Origin of the sequence: Flavobacterium sp., from assembly GCF_044377315.1 — a bacterium.
GTDB lineage: Bacteria > Bacteroidota > Bacteroidia > Flavobacteriales > Flavobacteriaceae > Flavobacterium.
Genome location: NZ_JBILJG010000051.1, coordinates 1 through 4,311 on the forward strand (window position 1 = coordinate 1; position 4,311 = coordinate 4,311).

Annotated in this window: 4 protein-coding genes; 1 reads left to right on the top strand and 3 read right to left on the bottom strand. The window is 32.8% G+C overall.

Annotated features, from left to right (window positions below):
- Nucleotides 1–326: 326 nt before the first annotated feature.
- Both ACIQ66_RS11250 and fahA read right to left on the bottom strand, forming a co-directional pair.
- Nucleotides 327–806, bottom strand: a complete 480-nt coding sequence (locus tag ACIQ66_RS11250; protein ID WP_396212891.1) for a hypothetical protein — start codon at nt 804–806, stop codon at nt 327–329.
- Between the two features lie 50 nt (nt 807–856).
- Nucleotides 857–2,140 carry a fumarylacetoacetase gene (gene fahA, locus ACIQ66_RS11255; RefSeq protein ID WP_396212892.1) on the bottom strand — a complete coding sequence of 428 codons (1,284 nt, stop codon included), beginning with the start codon at nt 2,138–2,140 and terminating at the stop codon, nt 857–859.
- 113 nt (nt 2,141–2,253) lie between these two features.
- On the opposite strand from fahA, the gene glyA reads away from it, so the two are divergent.
- A complete protein-coding gene (gene glyA, locus ACIQ66_RS11260) occupies nt 2,254–3,528 on the top strand; it encodes a serine hydroxymethyltransferase (RefSeq protein ID WP_396212893.1) in 1,275 nt (424 codons plus the stop codon).
- 76 nt (nt 3,529–3,604) lie between these two features.
- Here the strand turns inward: glyA and ACIQ66_RS11265 are convergent, their stop codons facing one another.
- Nucleotides 3,605–4,174: a pentapeptide repeat-containing protein gene (locus ACIQ66_RS11265; protein ID WP_396212894.1), complete on the bottom strand. Its 570-nt coding sequence runs from the start codon at nt 4,172–4,174 to the stop codon at nt 3,605–3,607.
- Between the last annotated feature and the right edge of the window lie 137 nt (nt 4,175–4,311).

Consider the following 4,311-nt stretch of genomic DNA (forward strand, 5'->3'; position numbering starts at 1 on the left):
CATGCTTAACATCAAGAGTAATGTCCGACAAAATCGGATTGTTTTCTTGGTAAATCGTTGCGTTTTTTAATGATAAAACAGTTTCTAACATAATTTGAATTATTTAATCTTGTAAAAGTAATAAGATAACGCTGGTATTCAAAATTATTTTGCTGCTTTACTAAAAAAAGCAACATCTATCTTCCATCTTCCATCGTATTGCGGCTTTCACAAGTGGTAACTTCTAGCATTTACCAAACAAAAATAACTAAAATTTTTTACAGTAGCGTACTTTCTTGACTTGCCCATGTCTTGCCATTTTTGCAAACTGCTTTTTGCAGAAGTGTTTACAACCACTTTGTTTCACTTTCAGTTGCATCTAAAATATCAATATCTAATGCTAATTTGAAATGTTCAGCTACTTTAAAAGCGTCAACTCTATTATCTGTTTTATAAAATGTTAGGTGTTTATTTCGATTGTAAAATAGATTTAAAAGTATTACTTCAGTTGTAAAAGTAGTAGTTGCGGTTACAACATTTACTGTTTGATTTTCTTTAGTCCTGAAAACCGAAATGTATTCAAATTCTGGACAAGGTTTCCACTTTCCAATAGGTATTCCAAAGATTGATTTAATATTTCTATAAGTTTTATTCTCTAAGTTTATTTGCGAACCTTCTCTCAATATTAGATTTATACCAAGTACAATGAATAGTAGTCCAAATAAAATATTGGTTGTTAGGAATATATAAAGTCCAGCAATAATAATTGCTATTCCAAATACTTTTTTCATTACTGGAATTTCTTTTAAATAGGTAATTACGCTCACAAATTTTGTTTAAGTTAATTTTTGTTTTTTTTAGCTAACATTACTTCCAACTATTTTCTAACAAATGGAGGTAACAATTTATTTGAAACATCACCAAAACCAATTCGCACCGAACTATTTTGGCAATATCCTTTCATAATTACGGTATCATTATCATTTATAAATTTACGTTCGCTACCATCTTTCATCTTAATAGGATTTTTACCGCTCCAAGTAAGTTCTAGCATCGAACCATAACTGTCTTCTGTTGGTCCAGAAATCGTTCCAGATCCCATCATATCACCACTATTCACTCTACAACCATTAGAAGTATGATGCGCCAATTGTTGACACATTGACCAATACATATATTTAAAGTTTGATTTACTTACCAAAGTTGGCTCAATATTTTCAGGTTTTATATAAACTTCTAAATTAATATCAAAAGCATGTTTTCCTTTTTGTTGCAGATAAGGAAGTGGTGTTGGCTCTTGATTTGGACCTTTAGTTCTAAATGGTTCCAAAGCATCCATTGTAACTATCCAAGGAGAAATTGCCGATGCAAAGTTTTTTGCTAAGAATGGCCCAAGTGGCACATATTCCCATTTTTGAATATCTCTCGCGCTCCAATCGTTTAGCAAAACCATTCCAAAAATATAATCTTCAGCTTCTGTTACAGGAATATTTTCTCCCATAATATTAGCATCAGTTGTAATAAAAGCAGTCTCTAGTTCAAAATCAATCGCTTGCGAAGGTCCAAAAACAGGTGTCGATTGTCCATTAGGCAAGGTTTGTCCCATTGGGCGATGCACAGGAATTCCGCTAGGAACAATTGTAGAACTTCTACCATGATAGCCCACAGGAATATGAAGCCAGTTCGGCAATAATGCATTTTCTGGATCACGAAACATTTTTCCAACATTAGTAGCATGTTCTTTACTACTGTAAAAATCGGTGTAATCCCCAATTTGAACTGGTAAAAGCATCTCTATTAGCTTCATATCAAAGATTAAAACGTCTCGATGTTCTTTGTTATCTCTAAGTTTTGGGTTACTCTCTTCAAAAAGCTCCGACAATCTATTTCTAACCAAACGCCATGTTTTTTTTCCATCAGAAATAAAATCATTTAACGTGTCTTGCATAAACATATCGTCGGTCAATTCAATTCCTTCAAAGTACCCCAATTGTTGTAATGCACCCATATCAATCGCGCAATCACCAATCCTTGTTCCTATTGTGATAACATCATCTTTGGTTATAAAAACTCCAAAAGGAATATTCTGTATAGGAAAATCACTGTTTTCTGGAATTGTTATCCACGATTTTCTGTTCGGGTCATTGGCTAGATTTGGCATATTTTTTATTGTTGATTTATTGTTGAAAAATTAGTAATCAAATATATCATTTAGAATTTATTTCACAAACATATTTCGTAATTTTGGAATGTTTTTAACTAAAATATATAATAATGCAACGCGACGAACAAATTTTTGATTTAATTCTTGATGAACAAGACAGACAAATTCACGGTATTGAGCTTATTGCTTCAGAGAACTTTGTAAGCGATCAGGTAATGGAAGCAGCAGGTTCATGCCTAACTAATAAATATGCCGAAGGTTATCCTGGTAAAAGATATTATGGAGGCTGTGAAGTAGTTGATGTTGTTGAACAGATTGCAATTGACAGAGCAAAAGCTTTATTTGGTGCTGAATATGTAAACGTACAACCCCATTCTGGTTCGCAAGCAAATACAGCAGTTTTTGCGGCATGTTTAAAACCAGGTGACAAAATTCTAGGTTTTGATTTGTCTCATGGTGGACATTTAACACACGGTTCTCCTGTAAATTTTTCTGGTAAATTATATACGCCAAGTTTTTATGGTGTTGAGCCAGATACTGGACAATTTAATTATGATAAAATTCAAGTAATTGCTACCAAAGAACAGCCAAAATTAATTATCGCTGGTGCATCTGCCTATTCACGTGATATGGATTTTAAACGTTTTAGAGAGATTGCCGACTCAGTAGGAGCATTGTTATTAGCTGATATTTCACATCCAGCAGGATTGATTGCCAAAGGCTTGATGAATGATCCAATTCCGTATTGTCATATTGTTACAACAACTACTCACAAAACCCTTCGTGGACCACGAGGTGGAATGATAATGATGGGAAAAGATTTTGAAAATCCTTGGGGTTTAAAAACACCAAAAGGCGAAATTAGAATGATGTCACATGTTTTAGACATGTCTGTTTTTCCTGGTAATCAAGGTGGGCCTTTGATGCATGTTATTGCTGCTAAAGCAGTTGCGTTCGGAGAATGTTTAAGTGATGAGTTTTTTAGGTACACTGTTCAAGTGCAGAAAAATGCAAAAGCAATGGCTGAAGCTTTCGTAAAAAGAGGTTACAATATCATTTCTGGTGGAACTGATAACCACATGATGCTAATTGATTTAAGAAACAAAAATATTTCAGGAAAAGAAGCCGAAAATGCTTTGGTCAAAGCCGAAATTACGGTAAATAAAAACATGGTGCCATTTGACGATAAATCTCCATTTGTAACATCAGGAATTAGAGTTGGAACACCAGCTATCACAACACGTGGTTTGGTTGAAGAGGATATGGAAATTATCGTTGCATTTATCGATAGAGTGCTAATGAATCATACAGACGAAGCCATAATCGAAGAAGTGGCAGATGAAATAAACGAAATGATGAGCGAAAGAGCTATGTTTGTTTTTTAAAAACAACTCTATTTTATATTTAAAATCCTAAGTTTAGAAAATGCCCCAAAAAGTTAGATACTATTTGGGGCATTTTTTATGAAATAACTAATTCGTGTTTAAAAAGCAATCCTCTAGTACCTTCAAGCGAAAAAACAGCTTTTTTCAATTTGGTTTTGGTTGGATCGATAGTATAATTGTAACTGGTTTTGAAATTAGCCTTGTTGGCAATCGCTTTTTCAAATTCGGAACGGTATAAATCACAATTGTCAAAAACAACTCCAGTTATATCAGTAGCCATAAAATCAACAGCAATCATACTACAATTGGTAAAAGAGTTGCTTCGGATTTTTAAACTGTAAAATTTGGTGAAATCTAAAATGCAATTGTAGAAATGCATTTCAAAAATGAGTTTGTCGCTCATAGCAAAATTGACTTCTCTAAAACTACAATGATTAAAATTTACAGTTCTAAACGCTACATAATTTACTTTTGTTGTATCAAAATTACAATTGTGGAAAGTACAATCTATAAAAGTTATGGCAACGAATAAGCAGTTTCTAAAATCACAATTAGTAAAAGTGCATTGCTCAAATTCTTTGAAATTGACTTCTTCTTTTTGGTAAACAATTCCTTTATAAGCAACTTCAAAAAAATAGTCTGCCATAATTTATAGATCTAATTCAAAAGTTTTGCGAAGTAATTCTAAATTAGGATTTAACTGATTCAAACGATTGAATTTGTCTTGTGCAGTGAAGGCAAATTTATTCTCAACAGATTCATTTACAATAATATCAATTACTA

Coding starts and splice junctions, on each gene's coding strand:
- ACIQ66_RS11265 (WP_396212894.1), bottom strand. CDS start 4,174: ATGGCAGACTATTTTTTTGAAGTTGCTTATAAAGGAATTGTTTACCAA.
- glyA (WP_396212893.1), top strand. CDS start 2,254: ATGCAACGCGACGAACAAATTTTTGATTTAATTCTTGATGAACAAGAC.
- fahA (WP_396212892.1), bottom strand. CDS start 2,140: ATGCCAAATCTAGCCAATGACCCGAACAGAAAATCGTGGATAACAATT.